This is a genomic window from Bacillus sp. PS108 (assembly GCF_037963335.1).
Taxonomy (GTDB): Bacteria; Bacillota; Bacilli; order Bacillales; family Bacillaceae; genus Bacillus; species Bacillus subtilis.
This window is the reverse complement of the sequence record NZ_CP150155.1, coordinates 505511-522941: the sequence shown is the minus strand read 5'-3', so window position 1 is coordinate 522941 and position 17431 is coordinate 505511. Positions and strand designations below refer to the sequence as shown.

Here is a 17431-nt window from a genome sequence, read left to right as displayed (position 1 = left end):
CGTTCTTTCTCTAGTGTATCAAAAACCGAAAAAAACACATAAAAAAAGAAGCCGGCATTCCGGCTTCTTTTTGTTCTTATTCTCTAGGACAGCTGTCCGAGAATATAGGTCAGGTCATCTTTTCTCGATGTCGTATACATTTTCAGCGAATTCGATATTTCTTCTACCGATTGGCCTTTTTTCAAGTGGGAGCGGATATCAGGTACGTTGAGTCCATCTGTATGTATAATGAACTTTGAACCCTTTTCATAGGTGGCGGTGTGCGTTTTGTATTTTTGCGGCTTGCCTGATAAATAGCCCGAAATCGGCAGAGGATAAAAGCTTTCACCAGACGGGGAATGCAGAATAAACCGTACATTTCCGACAGAGCAGTACGTAAACTGCCTTTGCTCAAAATTGATTTTCAGGATAGATGCTGTAGCGCCTCTTTTGTTTTTCATCGCCTGATTACAGCGTTCGATAATGCTTTCTACGTCTTCATTCGCATAGTTTTCCACTAAGTCTTTGATGGCTGCAGAGGATTCGTTAGCAAGTGATCCACTTCCCAGTCCGTCAGCAACCGCGCAAATTAACTCCTTATCATCAGCTTTCATAAAAAAGCTGTCACCGCAAATCGATTTCCCTTCTTTATTCAGTTGATATACTAGAGTTTGAATATGCTCGTTTTCTTCAACCTGGATCATTACATTAACTCCATCGAGGGATCTTCAATCAAGGCCTCTCTGAGCTTCTTCACAGCTTTGCGTTGCAAGCGCGAGACGTGCATTTGAGATATACCGAGAATGTCCCCAGTTTCTTTTTGGCTTTTGTTTTGAATATACGTAAGGTCTATGATTTGTTTTTCACGATCTGAAAGGACATGAAGCACGCTTTGCAGCATCAATTGCTGGTTGACCCGCTCATATCCGTCCTCCTGTGATCCGACGATATCAAGAATCGTGACGGTGCTTCCGTCCGAATCCGCTTCAATGCTGTGGTCAACGGATAAGGCTTGATAGCTTTTGCCCATTTCCATCGTTTCAAGAACCTCTTCTTCAGAAACATCGAGGAATTCGGCAATCTCTTCGACTTTCGGCGATCTTTGTGTTTCAGTGGTCAGCTGATCAACCGCCATTTTGATTCTTGGACCCAGTTCTTTAATTCGTCTCGGCACATGAACGCTCCATGTTTTATCTCTGAGGAAACGTTTAATTTCACCGATGATTGTCGGAATTGCAAAAGCTTCAAACGATTTGCCGACAACAGGATCGTATCGCTTAATCGCGCCTAGCAGCCCGATCATGCCGACCTGGCGGAGATCCTCGTGGAAGCTTTTGCCTTTTGAATATTTTTTCGCAAGCATGTCAACCAGATTTGTATACACCCGCACAAGCGTTTCCTGCGCCTGTTCATCTTGCTTTGTTTGGTAATCGCTTATGAGCCGATCGACTTCATCTTTAGTTAGTTTCGTAGTTTTTGATGGTTGTGTCATGATCAACTCGCTCCCCATTTAAATACTTTGTCATCGCTACGGTGACGCCGGAGTGGTTTTGCACTCTGACTTCATCCATGAGCGTTTCCATTAAATATAGACCGAGCCCTCCTTCTGATAATTGATCAACTGTGTGCGAAGGTGTGTACGGCCCTAAATCCTGCTGCTTTTGATCAAAGTCAAAGCTGTCTCCTTCATCCGCCACAATAACCTCTAAACGGTCTTCAAACACACCGAATCGTATTGACACTTCCCCATTTTTATCTTCTTTGTAAGCGTGCTGAACCGCATTTGTGCACGCCTCACTGACTGCGATTTTCAAGTCTTCAATTTCATCGTACGTATAGCCCATTCTGCTTGCGACCCCTGACAGCGTCAGTCTTATAATTCCCACATATTCAGGTTGGGCCGGCACTTTCATTTCGATGTAATCAGCATTATTCTTCATTGCACTCCACCTTCTGACTTTGCAGAAATATCAATGATGTCCTTCAAGCCTGTAATGTCAAACAGTCGGATCAGCCGTTCAGAAAGATTTTCAAGTTTCAGCGAACCGCCTTGTTTTTTCACCATTTTAAAGGTCCCTACAAAAACGCCCAATCCGGTACTGTCCATGTAGCTGACATCTTTCAGGCAAATTCTTAAGTCAGCTCCTTGTTCTGCCAGAGGAACGAGCTTCTCTCTGAGCACCGGTGCTGAGTATACATCAATTTCTCCTGCAATGTTTACTTGTATATCATTCTCGTTTTGCTTCACATCAACATTTATATTCATTCGTATCACCTCAAATTTTCCTTCAAATCACTAGTTGCTTTATACCCTCGTCTGACAGACGTTAAACCTTTCTCCGCAAAACAATTAACGTAAAATCATCGTGAAGCTGAAAATCCTGCAATTTGAGGAGGCTGTCATAAATGTTTTTGACCATTTCCTGCGCGGAGGAACACATATGTTCCTCAATGAGCTTCTGCAGATCAGGACGCTCCAAGAAACCGTTTTCCGTTCTGCATTCTGTGACGCCGTCAGAAAATAAAACAATCATATCGCCCTTTTCCAGATGCTGATCGAATTGTTTGTAGTCATAGTCCTGTGAGATGCCGAGAACGAGTCCTTTGGCCTCTAAATCGTAAAACGTGTTGTCTTTTTGAGAATAATAGAATCCCGGTTCATGTCCCGCTGAAGCATATGTAAATTGATGCTTGTCCATATTGTAATTCGCATAAAACATCGTAATAAACATGCTGGCATCAACGTTTTGTTCAACAACACGATTCAAATTTTTCAGCACTTGAGAAGGGTGTATGCCCGTTTCCGGCAAAGAGTCCATTGCGTATTTAATCATGGACATGCATAAAGCCGCTGGAATGCCTTTTCCGATCACGTCCGCGATTGCGATATTGATGGATTCCTTGTCTTTGACAAAGTGGTAGTAATCACCGCTCATCTGTTTAGCGGGAACACTGATGGCGCCGATATCCAGCGCTTCCTCCTGAGGAACTTTAGTTCCGAGAAGCGTCTGCTGGACATTTGCCGCGATTTCAATTTCTGATTTGATTTCCTGCTGTATCCCTCTAAGGGTTTGATGCTCCTGATAAGCCATTCCATAGCCAATCATGACTTCTATTAAAAAATCCAGCGAATGAAACACATCTTCCGGGAGACTTGGATACAGCTCCTTCAGCACTTTCCTGTGAATGCTGATGATTTCTTCCGGAGGAATTTGGTGTTCGATTGTTTTTCGGCTGAATTTTTGGGCTTGATATAAAGATGTTTCTGTTAATTCGGCTATATATCGACTAAGCAGCTGATGATACCGCTGCTCAATAACCTCCCTAAAATCCACGTTCTTACCTCCTACCGAAGCCATTTGATGGCTTGTATCTCTGTTCCTTCCCCCGCTACGGAATTTAAGCTGAATTCATCCATCAGCCTTTTGACCCCGGGAAGTCCCGCACCAAGTCCTCCAGACGTTGAAAACCCGTCTTCCATGACTTTTCGGATATCAGGAATTCCCGGCCCTTGGTCTTCCGCTATAATTTTCAGGCCTTTTTTTCCTCTGTCTGCGACCTGTTCAATTCCAATCTGCCCTTTGCCGGCATATAAATAAATATTCCTGGCTAATTCTGAAATAGCCGTTGTAATTCTAGCCTGGTCTACCGTGCCGAAACCCAGTTCTTTCGCAACGTTTCGTCCCAGCTGTCTGGCGGCCACAATATCCCATTCTGTCATGATTCTTACACAGGATTGGTCGTTCATTCGCTATTCCCCCAATTCCCGCTTCAATGTCTCAAGCCCCTGCTCTAAGTCGAGCGCAGTTTCGATTTCCTCAAGTGCGATTCCAAGTTCAATCAGCGTCACTGCCACAGCGGGCTGAATGCCGGTCAAGACAACTTTTGCCCCCATTAACTTAGACATTGTAATGACGTCGCCCAGCACTTTCGCGATAAATGAATCAATCATATCCACAGATGTCAGGTCAATGACGACTCCGTTAGCACCTGTTTCGTATATTTTATTTAATAAGTCTTCTTGAAAGGTTAATGCTGTCTGGTCATCAAGTTCCCATTGAATGGATACTAATAAGCAATTATACAGTTTCAAGATCGGGATTTTCGGATGTCTCAAAATGTTATTCCCCCAATGAAACGATTTTTCGATCCGTCATTTCCAATGCTGTTTGAATTCCTTTTTGCAGGGTATTCTTAGTTATAACTTGGGATAAATCAATCCCCAGGTTGACGATTGTTTGAGCAATTTCCGGACGGATTCCGGCCAGCAGGCATTTTGCTCCGACAAGCCTTACAGCTTCTGATGCCTGAATAATATGATGGGCAACCATCGTATCGACGACAGGGACACCTGTAATGTCAATCAGCACGACTTGGGAACGGTGTTTGACGACGCCATTAAGAAGGTTTTCCATAATTCGTTTCGCGCGTTCGGTATCAATTGTTCCGACAAGAGGCATCACAGTGATATTTTCAAACACCGGGATAAGCGGCGCAGACAGCTCTTGCAGCGCGATTTTTTGCAGGGATACTGTTTTTTCCCATGAGATTGAGTATTGATTAAAAATTTCTGTGTTAATCGGGCTGAAAAAGCGGTCAATCTGCCAGATTAATTCCGTGCTCTCTTGATCTGGCAATCTCTTATCATTCATTTTCGTGTAGAGACGCTTCCAGAATTCAGCAAGCGCAGTAGCCAAAAACTTCATAGACAGTCCGATTTGGACCGCTCGAAGCGCCAGTTCGCTGATTTGGCTTTCAGCAGCGTTTTCGTCCTTAACAGACAGCAGCAGAATGTCGATATATTCTTTAGATATATTTTCATACACTTGGTCAGTCAGCTGATAGGATTCTTGCTCGCTTAATTCTTTTAGTGTGTCAGTCCACAGTTGGAGCAGTTCATTTTGATTTTCGGCAATGAACTGGTATACAGTCTGATTCGACATCAAATTCGCTTACCTCCCAATAAAAAACAACATATTTTTTTCGTTATTTCACTATTATATCGTTTATGTTTTTTGAAAACAAAAAAAGTTGCTCTATTTGAGCAACCTGCAAATATGTCTAAAAATCAATGAGTGCCAAACTGATTTGTAAGGCTTCATCAACCTTATCCATCATTTCATCATCCAGATGAGTAATCTTATCCGTTAACCTTTGCTTGTCAATCGTCCGAATTTGCTCCAGCAAAATAACGGAATCTCTTTCAAAACCGTAGCGTTTTGCATCGATTTCGACGTGGGTTGGTAATTTCGCTTTCTGTATTTGTGCTGTTATGGCTGCAACAATAGCAGTTGGGCTGAAGCGATTTCCGATGTCATTTTGGATCACTAAAACCGGGCGCACCCCGCCTTGCTCTGAGCCAACAACAGGAGATAAATCAGCAAAATAAACATCGCCGCGTTTCACAATCAAATGATTATCCTCCGCTGACTAAGCGCTCAACTGTCGTTTCAGCCTCGCACTCCGCAAAGTGAGCCTCAGAAGAAATATTCAGGTTGATTTTCGCCATTTCCATATAGCCGCGTCTCATCAAATCACGGTTGTGACGAGTTGTTCGTTCGCTGACATACGCTCTCACTGCTTGTGATATCAGTTCGTTTCTGCTTCGTTTCTCCCGCATCGCTACACCATCCAATTCAGCTACTAGGTTTTCGGGCAAGCTGATTTTCATTTCGGTTCTTGCGCTGGATTCAGACAAAAAACATACACCTCCACCAAACTTACGGATACGACTCTTTTATCCATCCAGTGATAATGATACCATTATTCACTCTTCAAGCAAAGCTGTTTTATGAATTCTCCATTTAGGTAAGTTAATTGCTTGTATTTACCTGCAATAAAGGATTTCTTACTTCCATTATACTCCCATTTTCCAAAAACATACGGGGAACACGGGAACTTATTGTACAGGCCACCTCATAGTTAATGGTTTCGAGCCTTCCTGCAATCTCATCCATGGAAATATATTCATCCCCCTGCCGGCCTATTAATGTGACTTTTGTGCCCGGCGGATATTCCTGATCCAGCTCCACCATAAATTGGTCCATGCAAATTCGGCCGGCAATTTTCAAGCGTTTTCCCTTCACAAGGATGTCAGTCCCTTTCAATTTTCGGAGCCAGCCGTCCGCATAGCCTACAGGCACCGTCCCGATCCATGTGTCTTTTTCCGCTGTGTACTCGGCTCCGTAGCTGACGCTCTCGCCTTTTCTGATCAGTTTGACATGCGACAGCGTCGAATGCAGGGTAAATGCCGGACGCAGCTGAAACGGTATCTCGTCCGAAATGTCAGCAGACGGGCGAAGGCCATACATGCCGATGCCGAATCTGACTGCATTAAAAAAGCCTTTTTTCAGCCGGAGTCCGGCGGCGCTGTTCGCGCAGTGGACCATCAGATTCTTTAACGGCAGCGGAGCAATCAGCTCTTTAAAACGCTCAAACTGCATTAAGAAATAGCCTCTTTCTTTTTCATCCGCTGTCGCAAAATGGGTAAATACCCCTTTGCACTTTAAACGAGGGTTGCGGTCAAGAATGGCCATCACGTTCTGAACTTCTTCCTCTGTTTTTACACCAAGCCTGTTCATCCCCGTATCGACCTTCAGATGAAAATGAAGAGAACCTTTTTTTGTGTGGCGGGCTGCCTCCTGAAGCCATTCAACAGAATAACCTGTTAAGGTCACGTCATACTCAGCAGCGATTGCCACATACTCTGGGGGAACCGCGCCAAGCACCAATATAGGCGCCTTCAATCCCTTTTTGCGCAGTGAAATCGCTTCATCCAAAATGGCCACGGCCAAGCATGAAGCACCTGCGTCAAGAGCAGCCTTTGCTGTTTCTGCATCACCATGCCCGTAGGCGTTTGCTTTCACAACTGCCATCAGGTGGACATGTTCACCGATATGTTTTTTCATATTGCTGACATTTTCCTTTATCGCGGACAAGTCAATTTCCGCCCACGTATCTCTGTAAAAAGGTTTTGTGCTCATTACGACACTTCCTAGCTTTTATTCAATATCATTTACATATCATACTAAAATTAAAGGCTAAAGGGAAACGATGTCTAACGAAAAAAAGGCCAAATCATGTTTGGCCTTTGGCGGTTATTTCGATGATTGTCCCTGCATGCTTTTCGCTACTGTTACCATTTCTTCTTTAGAAAGATCTTTAGAAGAGAGAAGGTAATCTACGCCGTCATATGTCCATGACAATGATGCATCCGACAGGGCGCCGATGGTGTAGCCGAGATTTACCGGTTCGCCGTTCAGCGTAACGGAGGAGGAAGCCTTGGCAATCTGGGCTTTTTCCTGAATTAACGTAAATGATTTTTCTCCTCCGTACGTCATGATGATGCGCTTCCCGTCTTCAGTAGATATATCTTTTTCTTCAAGCAGCTTGACGCCAAGCGGCAGTTCCAGCGGCGTTTTGACCGCAAATGTATCGGAAGGCTTCGCGCTTGTGGCGACATCCATTTGAGAAAGGGTCATATTTTTCTTTTCATCAAATGATTCTTTATCAAATTGTTTATTAAATTCAAAGCTGCTGAATTCTACTTTGACCATCACTTTCCGGTCGGTATCCATCACTTTGACAGATGACGGGCTCATATCTTTTTTGTTAAATGTGATTTCTTGCGTCGGCAGCATTTTGTTATGCTGATAGTTTGTTTTTGTTTCGAATACGTATTTCTTTTCTTTCGCTGTGAAAACTGCATCCGAATCGTTTTGAACATCCTTTACGAGCGATTCAAACAGATAAACCTGGCTGCTGTTGTTTGGCCAATCGCTTTGAAATCTGAAGCTCTTATTTAAAGACGGCGTGAGAACGAATACTCCGTTTTCATTTCGTAAAATGACTTGATTTTGGTCCTTTTTCGGATTTTCTAAATAAACCCTGTACAGAGATGGCTTTTTGTGCCAGATTTCCACATTGTATACTTGAGGCTCACTCCCTGTCTCGATGGTCATTTTCGCTTTTGCTTTGTACGAGGTGTATTCTTTCGCCTTTTCATCTAACCCGGCCACAATATCTTGCTGTGTTTTTTGCCCGCAGGCAGAAAGAATAAGAACAGCAAGCAGTCCCGTTAAAAGCAAAACAAAGCTTTTTCTCACCTTTTTCAACCCCTTTTTCTCAATTGATGTAAAAGGAAGAAATCGCTTGTTTGACTTTAACGGTACGCTCGGTACACGTTTAGGCAGAACAGATGCGTACCATAAAAGCCTCAAACAACTTGTCTCCCTTAATGCACTATCAAATATATGAGTGGGGTTTCCCTAATATGCAGACTAGCTTGACAACCTTTCAATCACAACCTGCGCGGCAGCGTATTCTTTTGTATGAGTGATCGATACGTGAACGGCAGCCTGGCTCAGTTTCGTGCAAATGATATAGGGCTTGCCATTTTGGTCTTTCCTAATTTCAATGTCCTGAAAGCTGAGCTGCCTCCCAATGCCGGTGCCAAATGCTTTCGAGAACGCTTCTTTTGCCGCGAATCTGCCCGCGAGAAATTCGATTTTTCTTTTCTTTGAAAGCTCATGGTATTGGTCAAGCTCGCTTCGCGTCAAAATCCGCTCGGCAAACCTTTTCTGGCGTCCAGCCATAGAGGCGATCCGTTTAAGCTCGGTAATGTCCAGCCCAATGCCGTAAATCATGTATGATAACCTCCTTTGCGTACGTACTATTTAAATGGTTTGTCTCATAAACGTGTTACTATAGATATACCAAAATGAAGAAAAGGGGCTCGGAATGTTTATACGGACTGAAAATTTTCAAACATTTATCAGGCTTTACCCCGTTGTCACCTTTATATTGGCTTTGCAAGCCGTTCTCTGGCTGTTTTTTTCACTTCCTGCCCATTCAGTCGTGTTATGGAGGGATACCGTCACAGGCTATAATCTAGGTGTCGCAAACGGTGAATGGTGGCGGCTTATCACACCGATTTTGCTGCACGCCGGTTTCACACATCTGCTGTTTAATTCCATGTCCATCTTTTTATTTGCCCCGGCTTTGGAACGCATGCTGGGAAAAGCGCGTTTCCTTCTTGTATACGCCGGCTCCGGCATCATCGGCAATATCGGCACTTATGTTACAGAGCCGCTTGATTACGTGCATGTCGGTGCTTCAGGCGCCATTTTCGGGCTATTCGGCGTGTACCTGTTTATGGTTCTTTTTCGCAATGAGCTAATAGGGCAGGAGCATTCAAAAATGATCATCACACTGCTCGCATTTGCCGTTCTCATGTCGTTTATCAACTCCAATATTAACATGATGGCCCATCTGTTTGGACTATGCGGCGGGCTTCTTCTTTCGTTTTTATTCGTGCAAAAAAAAGAGCGGCGGTATTAACCGTCGCTTCAGATTGTTGACAAAATCCTAAAATGGTTTTCATTTTAGGATTTTGTCATCTTTTCAGCGTGATTGAAAACCCTTGAAGTCTAGGAAGGACGAGCATAGGAGCGGAGCGAATGTTCTAATTCGTGAGCACCGAAGCGCAGTCCTGACAACGAATGCGAGGGTTTGTCGACACGCTGGAGCGGCGGTATTAACCGTCCGCTTTTTCATATGAGTACCAGTTTAAAATGAAGGCTGCATCCTCTTCACCTACATCCCTCACCGTTAATTCTTCCATATGGCTCGATGATTTCACCGAAGTAGAAATGGTATACAAGCGGCCTTTCTTTTGGAAATAGGATTGGCTGAACTTGCAGACCTGCATTCGTTTTTTCAGTACAATGGCGGTTGTTCTGCCTATAAATCTAGACGTCAGCTGAAGACGGTCCCCGTTGATCGTCCATGCAGCCTCTTTATACGCGAGATAGCCGAAGAACAATTCTATCGGCAGCAAGATCACTGACAGATAGCCCCATGGCTGAAAGAAGATACATAACGGGATGATCAAAAAGAGTGAAAAAATGACAGAACGGAACAAATAGCGTTTCAACGCGCGCCGCGGCAGGCGGCGGCAGTTTTCTTCCAGTGTGTATTCCGGCGTAAATGTTCGGAGCATGTGCGGAAGCTTTTTTTTATGAATCATTGGAAAGAGAATGGTCAAAGCGCCTTCTGCTTTTTCCCGGTCGCCGCCTCCTGCGCTGACGATGGACACCGTTACAAAGCCGAAAAGCTGGCGAATGATATTTTCTTTGATTTTAATGGCTTGTATTTTTCGCAGCGGAATCGTGACTTGATGTTTTTCAATAATCCCCCTTGAAATCACCAGTTCCTGCTCTTTTTTTATGATTTGAAAGTTTGCGTATCTAAACATCATGCCCGCGATGCTGAAAATCCAGGCGATAAATAAACCGATAAAAATGAGTACCGCGTAAATACCAATACTGGCGTGCTGAAGGAAGGAAAATTTATCGAATAACCAATCCATTGGCAGCACTTCATCAAGCTGGGAAATAAGTGCAAATACAGCGGAGATAATGACTCCAATTCCGCCGGAGGTAGAAGCGGCCATGAGCAATTCTTTCGCGTTCATGCGATAGTGCTCTTGCACCTCAACGGCCGGCTCCAACTCCTCTTCAGCTTCAAGCCGTTCTTCATCAAGTTCATTTTCTCGTCTTTGCGCTTTTTTCTTAAAGACAGCTTCTTTGATGCGTTCGGCTTCTTCAACAGAAATAGCAGAAAGAACGGCTTCTGCCTCCTTGCCTCCGCCTGCTGTTTCAATTTGCAGCTTCACAAGCTTAAAGATTTGCTGGACAAGGCCTGCGCTCGTATTCATCGTTTGAATCCGATCAATCGATATGTATCGCTTTTTCGTAACAAATAAGCCTTCTTCGATTCTAAATTCATCATCTTCAATTCGATAGGTAAACCTTCTCCATTTGATAATGCTTGCCGCTACAAGCCAGATGAATAGCACACCGAGCGCAATGGCTCCGTAAAAACGGACAGTATGGTTTGAATTGACAATATACACAAAAAAGAATGGCAGAATGATATTTTTTATCGTTTGAATAATGGTATGGCATAAATTCAAAATGACTGCTGCCGGGTGCAGGCGTTTCGGTTCAGACATCATCGTCAGTCACCCTCGCCAGACGGGAAATGGAGTCTCTCAGCCGATCCGCTTCCTCCATCTCTAAAGCGGGGATCGAATGAACGGTCGCGGCCGTGGAAATTTTCACCGTTGCCAGGTTGTATTTTTTTAATAATGGCCCTTGTGACGTATCGACGTGCTGAACTCTGACCATCGGAACAATCACACGTGTTACCACAAAAATACCTGACTGAATATCTATTTCATGTTCATGGACTTCATATCGCCACACCTTATGACGGACCTTCGGAATGATAAAGACCGTCACAATCGATCCCAGCAGCCAAACCGCGCCGAGCACGCCGCTGATCCAGTACGGCCAATGAAAATAATAGCTTAACACTGCAACTGCAATGACAATAAGTAAGCAAACAGCGGATATGATGATCTCTTGAAGTCGCCAAACCTTTAATCCGTCTGGACTGATTTGGTTTTTTGGCTGCTCTCTCAAAAATACCTACCTCCCTTTTTTTCGTCGTTACTTATACGTCTCTTTTACAGAAAGGTTTCATTCTTAAGCATACAGAGAAAAATGGCTTCCGTCAGCTGAAAATTTGCTGAATAACAAATCGCGAACATAAAAAAGCCCAAAACATCATGTTTTGGGCTCTGAATCGATCAAATTAGTAAGATTTTTTCTGGCGTCTGTCACCTGAAGAACGGCGATCGTTTGAACGCTTTTTGTCATAGGAAGAACGGTTGTTGCTTTTCCCTTTTCCGCCGCGGTAGCCGCCGCCTTGACCGTCTCTGCGTTTAGAAGAGCGCTGGTTCTTGTAGCGTTTGCTGACCATCGGCGCTTCGTCTGTTAAGCGAACCGGTGTGTCGTCTGGCTCTTTTGTAGCCATTTTGATAGCCGCTGCAACCACTGTTACTGCATCATGATCTTCAAGCAGCTCAGCTGCCGCTGTCATGTAGAAGTTCAGGTTGTTTTCACTGATTGTTGTGCGAAGACGTTCAACAGTAACCTGTTGCTGGCCTTCTAACGCTTCATCAAGTGTAGGCTCCTTCATGCGGTCCATTTTGCGTTTTGTTGTTTGTTCAATTGCGCGAAGCATGCTTTTCTCACGCGGTGTAATGAACGTCATTGCCATACCTGTTTTTCCTGCACGGCCCGTTCTTCCGATACGGTGAACGTAGCTTTCAGGATCTTGAGGCACGTCGAAGTTGTATACGTGTGTAACACCTGAGATATCAAGTCCGCGAGCGGCAACATCAGTTGCGACTAGAACTTCGATTGCGCCTTCTTTAAATTTACGAAGCGCAACCATACGTTTCGCCTGCGTTAAGTCACCGTGAATTCCTTCAGCTGCATATCCGCGAAGGTTCAGGGCTTCAGCCAGCTCATCGACACGGCGTTTTGTACGTCCGAATACGATCGCAAGCTCAGGAGACTGAATGTCAAGAAGACGAGTCAGTGTATCGAATTTTTTGCGTTCTTGCACTTCCAAATAGAACTGCTGAATGTTAGAAACCGTCATTTCTTTCGCTTTTACTTTTACGTGTTCCGGCTCAGTCATGAAGCGCTCTGCAATGCGTTTGATCGGCGCAGGCATTGTGGCAGAGAACAGAAGTGTCTGATGCTCGCTTGGCACGTTTGAAAGGATAGATTCAATATCGTCAATGAATCCCATGTTCAGCATTTCATCCGCTTCATCCATTACAACGGTATTTACGTTGTTTAAACGAATGGTGCGGCGGTTGATGTGGTCAAGAAGACGGCCAGGTGTTCCGACAATAATATTCGGATTCTTCTTTAACGCCCGGATTTGCCGTCCAATATCCTGTCCGCCGTAAATAGGAAGAACCTTCGCACGTTTATCTTGTCCGATTTTATACAATTCTTCAGATACTTGAATGGCTAATTCACGGGTTGGCGCGATTACGATTGCTTGAATATTAGGAGACTCGGGGTTAATTTTTTCAACAAGGGGTATACCAAACGCAGCTGTTTTACCTGTACCTGTTTGCGCTTGTCCAATGACGTCTTTATTTGAAAGTCCGAGCGGTATCGTTTGTGCCTGAATCGGTGTTGCTTCTTCAAATCCCATACGATTAATTGCTTTCATGAGATCAGAACTTAAATTAAAATCTTGAAACGTTATAGTCAAATTATTCAAACTCCTTCTAATTGCTGTTTCAGTAATGTCGTGATTTACCACTTATAAAACTGCCCTTTAGACAAGAAGGACAGGATCCATCCGTATACAAAGCCCGAATTACTTTAAGTTTTATCTTACCATTACACTATTTGTTTTTCAATAAGATGAGAAGCAGATCGGCATCTCGAATATGCCGACTGCTGCTCCATCCGCTCCCAAGAATCCGGCGGAGAACTTCGGGTCACGATGATAAGTCCGGACGAATATGTTCGTATCGCGAAATAACCTATATATATTGTATCATAGCCGCAGCCAGCCAGATATATATAATTTTAGGCCGGCATACATTAGTGTTTGCATATCATGTTATTTTATGATGCAATATGCGTTTTTTCGCAAAAATATTTTCTTATGAAAGCGGGCTCTCTATTAAATCTTTAACGATTTCTTCAAGCTTCATACCTCTGGACGCTTTGAATAAAATCAAATCGCCTTTTGATGCGTTTTCCTTCACAGCTTGGAGGAGATCTTTTTTCTCAGTGTAATGGCTGACGCGGTCTTTCTCAAAGTGTTTCAGGGCGCCTTCCGCGATAAAAGCTCCCAGTTTTCCGTACGTAAAGACGCGGTCAATTTTATCAGGGCTGATCACAGCGCCGCACTCTTTATGGAACGTTTCTTCAAGATCGCCGAGTTCAAGCATATCACCGAGCACGAGCATTTTTTTGCCGTAGCCTTCGAGGCTTTCTGTCAATTGAATTGCAGCTTTCATGGAAGTCGGGCTCGCATTATAAGCGTCATTGATTATCGAAAGGCCGCTGTCTGTTTTGATGAGTTCAAGTCTCATCCCGGTTACCTTTAGGCCGCTCAGTCCTTTTGCCGCACCCTCAGGCGTGATGCCAAAATAAGCCCCTGCAGCAATCGCTGCCATGGCGTTCATCACATTGTGCTTGCCGAGTATCGGAATAAAAAACGTGTTTTCTATCCCTTTGATTGTAAAATGGGTTCCTTCCTCACTCTGGCTGACATCCTGAAGCTGATAATCATTATGCGCTCCCGTCCCGTACGTTTTCGTCTGGCAGCTGTATGCATTTTGAAGAAGCGGTTCGTCCCCGATATAAATCAGCACTCCGTCTTCTTTAAGCCCGTTAATGATTTCAAGCTTCGCCTCTGCGATGCCCTCTCTAGAGCCGAGGTCTTGCATATGCGATTCGCCGATATTCGTAATCACTGCCGCATCCGGGTTTGCCAGGCGGCTCAAGAGGTCAATTTCTCCTTTGGCGCTCATTCCCATCTCCAATACGGCGATCTCCGTATTTTCAGGCATCGCTAAAACTGTCAGCGGCAAACCGATATGATTATTGAAGTTTCCTCCAGTTTTGTGGACACGGTACTTGGTCCCCAGTACGGCGTGAATCATATCTTTTGTTGTCGTTTTGCCATTGCTTCCAGTTACTCCGATGACACGCGTGCCAAGCTCCTGCAAATAGGCTTTTGCAAGCTGCTGAAGTGCGGTAAGGGTATCGTCCACTAAAATGACGGCGTGATTCTCGGGCGGATTTGGTACTGACCGATCCCAAAGAACAGCCGCTACACCAGCTTCAAAGGCCTGCTCCACAAAAGTGTGGCCGTCAAAACGTTCCCCTTTCAGCGGAATGAAGAGCTGATGTTGTTCCAGTTTTCTTGTATCGGTTGCCACTCCATGAATGACTGTTTGTTCATATTGCGGATTTGTTAGTGTGCCATTAACCATTTCGGCAATGTTTTTTACTGTTCGCTTAATCAAGTAAGGTCCCTCTCTTTCTTTTGTATATACGGGAAAAAACACTGCCCTTTTACCGGCAGTGTCCTTCTTCATTAGAATGTATGCTTAATCAATTGTTTTTCAGCGTGGCGTTCTTTTGCAAGCTCCACAAGCTGTTCAATCAGGTCAGCATATTCCACTCCGGCTTCTTTCCAGAGCAGCGGGAACATGCTGAAAGGTGTAAAGCCAGGCATTGTGTTGACTTCATTGATCAGAACTTCGCCGTCAGCTGTCAGGAAAAAGTCCGCTCTGACGAGTCCTGAACCGTCGATCGCTTTAAATGCTTTGATCGCCATATCACTGATTGTTGCGTATTCCTCATCAGTCACAATCGCCGGAATCATCAGATCAGTATCTCCATCCTCATATTTCGCTTTGTAATCGTAGAAATCCGTTTTCGGTGCGATTTCCCCCACAACAGAGCATTTAGGATCGTCATTTCCAAGAACGCCGATTTCGATCTCGCGGCCGTTAATTCCTTCTTCAACGACGACTTTGCGGTCATATTGGAAAGCAAGCTCAAACGCTTTTTGCAGTTCTTCACGGTTTCGGCATTTGCTGATTCCGACACTTGAGCCGAGGTTCGCCGGTTTTACGAAGCAAGGGTAGCCTAATTCCTGTTCAACTTCCTCACAGCTTTCTTTCGGAGAACGAGTCCAGTCTTTCTTAAGGAAAGCTGCGTATTTAGCCTGAGCAAGGCCAGCCTGCGCAAATAAATGTTTCATGACAACTTTATCCATGCCAGCTGAGGAAGCAAGCACTCCGTTGCCGACATAAGGAATGTTCAACAGCTCAAGCATTCCCTGGATCGTACCGTCTTCTCCATTCGGTCCGTGGAGGAGCGGGAATACGACGTCGATGGCTTCATTTTGCTGTGACGCTTCCTGCGGAAACATCTCCTGGTTCAAGGCAGCTGGAGAAAAAGCACTGCCTCCTTGCTCAAATTGAAGCATTTTCACATTTGAAACAGGCTCGGTTAAACGGGCGCCTCTTACCCATTCGCCTTTTTCTGTTATATAAATCGGATGTATATCAAACTTCTCAGTATTTAGCGCTTTGATTACAGCCAGAGCCGTCTGCAGGGAAACATTATGTTCTGCCGACTTTCCTCCGTACACTAATCCTAGACTTGTTTTCAATGGATACTCCCCCCACTACAATTCATCTTTACTATCTTATCATTTTCACCGGAAAATGATCTAATTATTTTTGGGCATGCTGATGTTGAATGCATTTGTATGTAATTCCTTTTTATTTTATATTAAAATGGCATTGAAAAGGAGATGTGACATATGAAAAAAATCACAACAAACGAACAATTTAATGAACTGATTCAATCCGATAAAGAAATCATTGTAAAGTTTTATGCTGATTGGTGCCCAGACTGCACACGCATGAATATGTTCATCGGCGATATTTTGGAAGAATACAATCAAAACGATTGGTATGAGCTGAATAAGGACGAGCTTCCTGACCTGGCTGAAAAATACCAAGTAATGGGCATTCCCAGCCTGCTTATTTTCAAGAACGGTGAAAAAACAGCTCACCTTCACAGCGCCAATGCCAAAACGCCTGAAGAAGTGACTGAATTTTTATCTGAACATATAAGCTAATTCGTTAAACAGCCTTATTTTATGTCGTCAGGCTCTACATGAACATGAACATGAGTGACATCGTGTTCATGTTTTATTTTGTCTTCTACTTCATCCGCCACTCCATGGCCTTCTTCTACTGTAAGCTTCGGATCAACCGTAATGACCATCTCGATATGAACTGTACTGCCTAAATACCTCGCTTTCACATCCTTTAGGCGATGCACATTTTCGATCCTGCCGACGGTCTGTTTGTAAGGCTCAAGATCTTTTAAATGGAAGCCGTCTGTTAAGGAATGTGAAGCGTCTTTAAAGATATCCCACGCTGTTTTGCAAATGATGATGCCGATGATAAAAGCCGTTACCGGATCAATCCACGGCAGCTTCAGCTGGGACGAAAAAACACCGATAAACGCGCCGGCGCTTACAAAAGCGTCTGACCTGCTGTCCTTTGCCGCTGCCATCAGGGCAGAGCTTTTAATGGACGCTGCCAGCCTTTTGTTATATAAATAGATGCCATACATAAACACAGCACTGCCTAACGCCGTCCATGCCGCGATAAGATTTGGCTTTTCCGTTGTGCCGCCCGCAATCGCTTTTCCTCCGCCGATTAACACTTCAATGCCGACTGCCATCATAATAAAAGACGCAACAAGAGACGAAATTGTTTCAGCCCGATAATGGCCGTATGGATGATCGCTGTCAGCCGGTCTTTGAGAAATCCGCAATCCTATCAGCACTGCTACTGACGCAACAATATCTGTTCCATTATTTAACCCGTCTGCTCTCAGCGCTTCAGAATGATATAGAATCCCGATGACTAGCTTTACAACAGCAAGAATGACATATGCAAAAATATTGAGGAGCGCCCCTTTTTCTCCCTTTTTCAGATTTTCTGTCCGCTCCATTGAATACCAGCCTCCAT

21 protein-coding genes are annotated in these 17431 nt (G+C 44.3%); 2 read left to right on the top strand and 19 right to left on the bottom strand.

Annotated features, from left to right (window positions below; all coding sequences use genetic code 11):
* Window positions 1-83 precede the first annotated feature (83 nt).
* The 13 genes from rsbX to acpS all read right to left on the bottom strand — a co-directional run bounded on the left by rsbX (window position 84) and on the right by acpS (window position 8624).
* On the bottom strand, window positions 84-683 hold the full coding sequence (gene rsbX / locus NSQ16_RS02670; protein ID WP_003234303.1) for a phosphoserine phosphatase RsbX: 600 nt from the start codon (window positions 681-683) through the stop codon (window positions 84-86).
* Window positions 683-1471 (bottom strand): RNA polymerase sigma factor SigB, encoded by a 789-nt coding sequence (gene sigB, locus NSQ16_RS02665; RefSeq protein ID WP_003246715.1) that lies wholly within the window; start codon window positions 1469-1471, stop codon window positions 683-685. The genes rsbX and sigB overlap by 1 nt, the downstream gene beginning before the upstream one ends.
* The gene (rsbW, locus tag NSQ16_RS02660; protein ID WP_003234299.1) at window positions 1437-1919 is read right to left on the bottom strand and encodes an anti-sigma B factor RsbW; all 483 of its coding nucleotides are present in this window, start codon (window positions 1917-1919) and stop codon (window positions 1437-1439) included. Before rsbW ends, sigB begins: the two co-directional genes overlap by 35 nt.
* On the bottom strand, window positions 1916-2245 hold the full coding sequence (rsbV, locus tag NSQ16_RS02655) for an anti-sigma factor antagonist RsbV (protein WP_003234298.1): 330 nt from the start codon (window positions 2243-2245) through the stop codon (window positions 1916-1918). The genes rsbW and rsbV overlap by 4 nt, the downstream gene beginning before the upstream one ends.
* A gap of 61 nt (window positions 2246-2306) precedes the next feature.
* On the bottom strand, window positions 2307-3314 hold the full coding sequence (rsbU, locus tag NSQ16_RS02650; RefSeq protein WP_003234295.1) for a phosphoserine phosphatase RsbU: 1008 nt from the start codon (window positions 3312-3314) through the stop codon (window positions 2307-2309).
* Window positions 3315-3325: 11 nt separating this feature from the next.
* The gene (rsbT, locus tag NSQ16_RS02645; protein ID WP_003246640.1) at window positions 3326-3727 is read right to left on the bottom strand and encodes a serine/threonine-protein kinase RsbT; all 402 of its coding nucleotides are present in this window, start codon (window positions 3725-3727) and stop codon (window positions 3326-3328) included.
* Between the two features lie 3 nt (window positions 3728-3730).
* Entirely contained in the window at window positions 3731-4096 is a 366-nt protein-coding gene (gene rsbS / locus NSQ16_RS02640; RefSeq protein ID WP_003225190.1) for an RsbT antagonist protein RsbS, read from the bottom strand.
* A gap of 4 nt (window positions 4097-4100) precedes the next feature.
* Entirely contained in the window at window positions 4101-4925 is an 825-nt protein-coding gene (gene rsbRA, locus NSQ16_RS02635; protein ID WP_009966610.1) for an RsbT co-antagonist protein RsbRA, read from the bottom strand.
* Window positions 4926-5040: 115 nt separating this feature from the next.
* Window positions 5041-5391: a type II toxin-antitoxin system endoribonuclease NdoA gene (gene ndoA, locus NSQ16_RS02630; protein WP_003156187.1), complete on the bottom strand. Its 351-nt coding sequence runs from the start codon at window positions 5389-5391 to the stop codon at window positions 5041-5043.
* A gap of 4 nt (window positions 5392-5395) precedes the next feature.
* A complete protein-coding gene (gene endB, locus NSQ16_RS02625) occupies window positions 5396-5677 on the bottom strand; it encodes a type II toxin-antitoxin system antitoxin EndoAI (RefSeq protein WP_003225183.1) in 282 nt (93 codons plus the stop codon).
* 115 nt (window positions 5678-5792) lie between these two features.
* Window positions 5793-6962 carry an alanine racemase gene (alr, locus tag NSQ16_RS02620; protein WP_015252766.1) on the bottom strand — a complete coding sequence of 390 codons (1170 nt, stop codon included), beginning with the start codon at window positions 6960-6962 and terminating at the stop codon, window positions 5793-5795.
* Between the two features lie 114 nt (window positions 6963-7076).
* Entirely contained in the window at window positions 7077-8093 is a 1017-nt protein-coding gene (locus tag NSQ16_RS02615) for an outer membrane lipoprotein carrier protein LolA (protein WP_003234282.1), read from the bottom strand.
* Between the two features lie 165 nt (window positions 8094-8258).
* Window positions 8259-8624 (bottom strand): holo-ACP synthase, encoded by a 366-nt coding sequence (gene acpS / locus NSQ16_RS02610; protein ID WP_230488144.1) that lies wholly within the window; start codon window positions 8622-8624, stop codon window positions 8259-8261.
* Window positions 8625-8718: 94 nt separating this feature from the next.
* On the opposite strand from acpS, the gene NSQ16_RS02605 reads away from it, so the two are divergent.
* Window positions 8719-9318: a rhomboid family intramembrane serine protease gene (locus NSQ16_RS02605; RefSeq protein WP_032722928.1), complete on the top strand. Its 600-nt coding sequence runs from the start codon at window positions 8719-8721 to the stop codon at window positions 9316-9318.
* A 196-nt stretch (window positions 9319-9514) separates the two neighbouring features.
* On the opposite strand, the gene NSQ16_RS02600 is transcribed toward NSQ16_RS02605, so the two are convergent.
* The 5 genes from NSQ16_RS02600 to NSQ16_RS02580 form a co-directional block, all read right to left on the bottom strand.
* Window positions 9515-10996: a PH domain-containing protein gene (locus NSQ16_RS02600; protein ID WP_230488145.1), complete on the bottom strand. Its 1482-nt coding sequence runs from the start codon at window positions 10994-10996 to the stop codon at window positions 9515-9517.
* Window positions 10986-11465, bottom strand: a complete 480-nt coding sequence (locus tag NSQ16_RS02595) for a PH domain-containing protein (RefSeq protein WP_003234318.1) — start codon at window positions 11463-11465, stop codon at window positions 10986-10988. The genes NSQ16_RS02600 and NSQ16_RS02595 overlap by 11 nt, the downstream gene beginning before the upstream one ends.
* Window positions 11466-11637: 172 nt before the next feature.
* The gene (gene cshA / locus NSQ16_RS02590; protein WP_003246685.1) at window positions 11638-13122 is read right to left on the bottom strand and encodes an ATP-dependent RNA helicase CshA; all 1485 of its coding nucleotides are present in this window, start codon (window positions 13120-13122) and stop codon (window positions 11638-11640) included.
* A 400-nt stretch (window positions 13123-13522) separates the two neighbouring features.
* Window positions 13523-14896 carry a UDP-N-acetylmuramoyl-tripeptide--D-alanyl-D-alanine ligase gene (murF, locus tag NSQ16_RS02585; RefSeq protein WP_230488146.1) on the bottom strand — a complete coding sequence of 458 codons (1374 nt, stop codon included), beginning with the start codon at window positions 14894-14896 and terminating at the stop codon, window positions 13523-13525.
* 71 nt (window positions 14897-14967) lie between these two features.
* A complete protein-coding gene (locus NSQ16_RS02580) occupies window positions 14968-16053 on the bottom strand; it encodes a D-alanine--D-alanine ligase (protein ID WP_046160073.1) in 1086 nt (361 codons plus the stop codon).
* 153 nt (window positions 16054-16206) lie between these two features.
* Between NSQ16_RS02580 and NSQ16_RS02575 the strand changes: the two genes are divergently transcribed.
* Window positions 16207-16527 carry a thioredoxin family protein gene (locus tag NSQ16_RS02575; RefSeq protein WP_003234326.1) on the top strand — a complete coding sequence of 107 codons (321 nt, stop codon included), beginning with the start codon at window positions 16207-16209 and terminating at the stop codon, window positions 16525-16527.
* 14 nt (window positions 16528-16541) lie between these two features.
* Here the strand turns inward: NSQ16_RS02575 and NSQ16_RS02570 are convergent, their stop codons facing one another.
* On the bottom strand, window positions 16542-17414 hold the full coding sequence (locus NSQ16_RS02570; protein WP_151262007.1) for a cation diffusion facilitator family transporter: 873 nt from the start codon (window positions 17412-17414) through the stop codon (window positions 16542-16544).
* Window positions 17415-17431: the final 17 nt, after the last annotated feature.

Bases quoted from the DNA above. Each gene is read 5' to 3' on its own strand.
- rsbV (WP_003234298.1), bottom strand. From the start codon at position 2,245: ATGAATATAAATGTTGATGTGAAGCAAAACGAGAATGATATACAAGTA.
- NSQ16_RS02570 (WP_151262007.1), bottom strand. From the start codon at position 17,414: ATGGAGCGGACAGAAAATCTGAAAAAGGGAGAAAAAGGGGCGCTCCTC.
- NSQ16_RS02605 (WP_032722928.1), top strand. From the start codon at position 8,719: ATGTTTATACGGACTGAAAATTTTCAAACATTTATCAGGCTTTACCCC.
- rsbX (WP_003234303.1), bottom strand. From the start codon at position 683: ATGATCCAGGTTGAAGAAAACGAGCATATTCAAACTCTAGTATATCAA.
- NSQ16_RS02575 (WP_003234326.1), top strand. From the start codon at position 16,207: ATGAAAAAAATCACAACAAACGAACAATTTAATGAACTGATTCAATCC.
- acpS (WP_230488144.1), bottom strand. From the start codon at position 8,624: ATGATTTACGGCATTGGGCTGGACATTACCGAGCTTAAACGGATCGCC.
- alr (WP_015252766.1), bottom strand. From the start codon at position 6,962: ATGAGCACAAAACCTTTTTACAGAGATACGTGGGCGGAAATTGACTTG.
- rsbT (WP_003246640.1), bottom strand. From the start codon at position 3,727: ATGAACGACCAATCCTGTGTAAGAATCATGACAGAATGGGATATTGTG.
- sigB (WP_003246715.1), bottom strand. From the start codon at position 1,471: ATGACACAACCATCAAAAACTACGAAACTAACTAAAGATGAAGTCGAT.
- NSQ16_RS02600 (WP_230488145.1), bottom strand. From the start codon at position 10,996: ATGATGTCTGAACCGAAACGCCTGCACCCGGCAGCAGTCATTTTGAAT.
- rsbW (WP_003234299.1), bottom strand. From the start codon at position 1,919: ATGAAGAATAATGCTGATTACATCGAAATGAAAGTGCCGGCCCAACCT.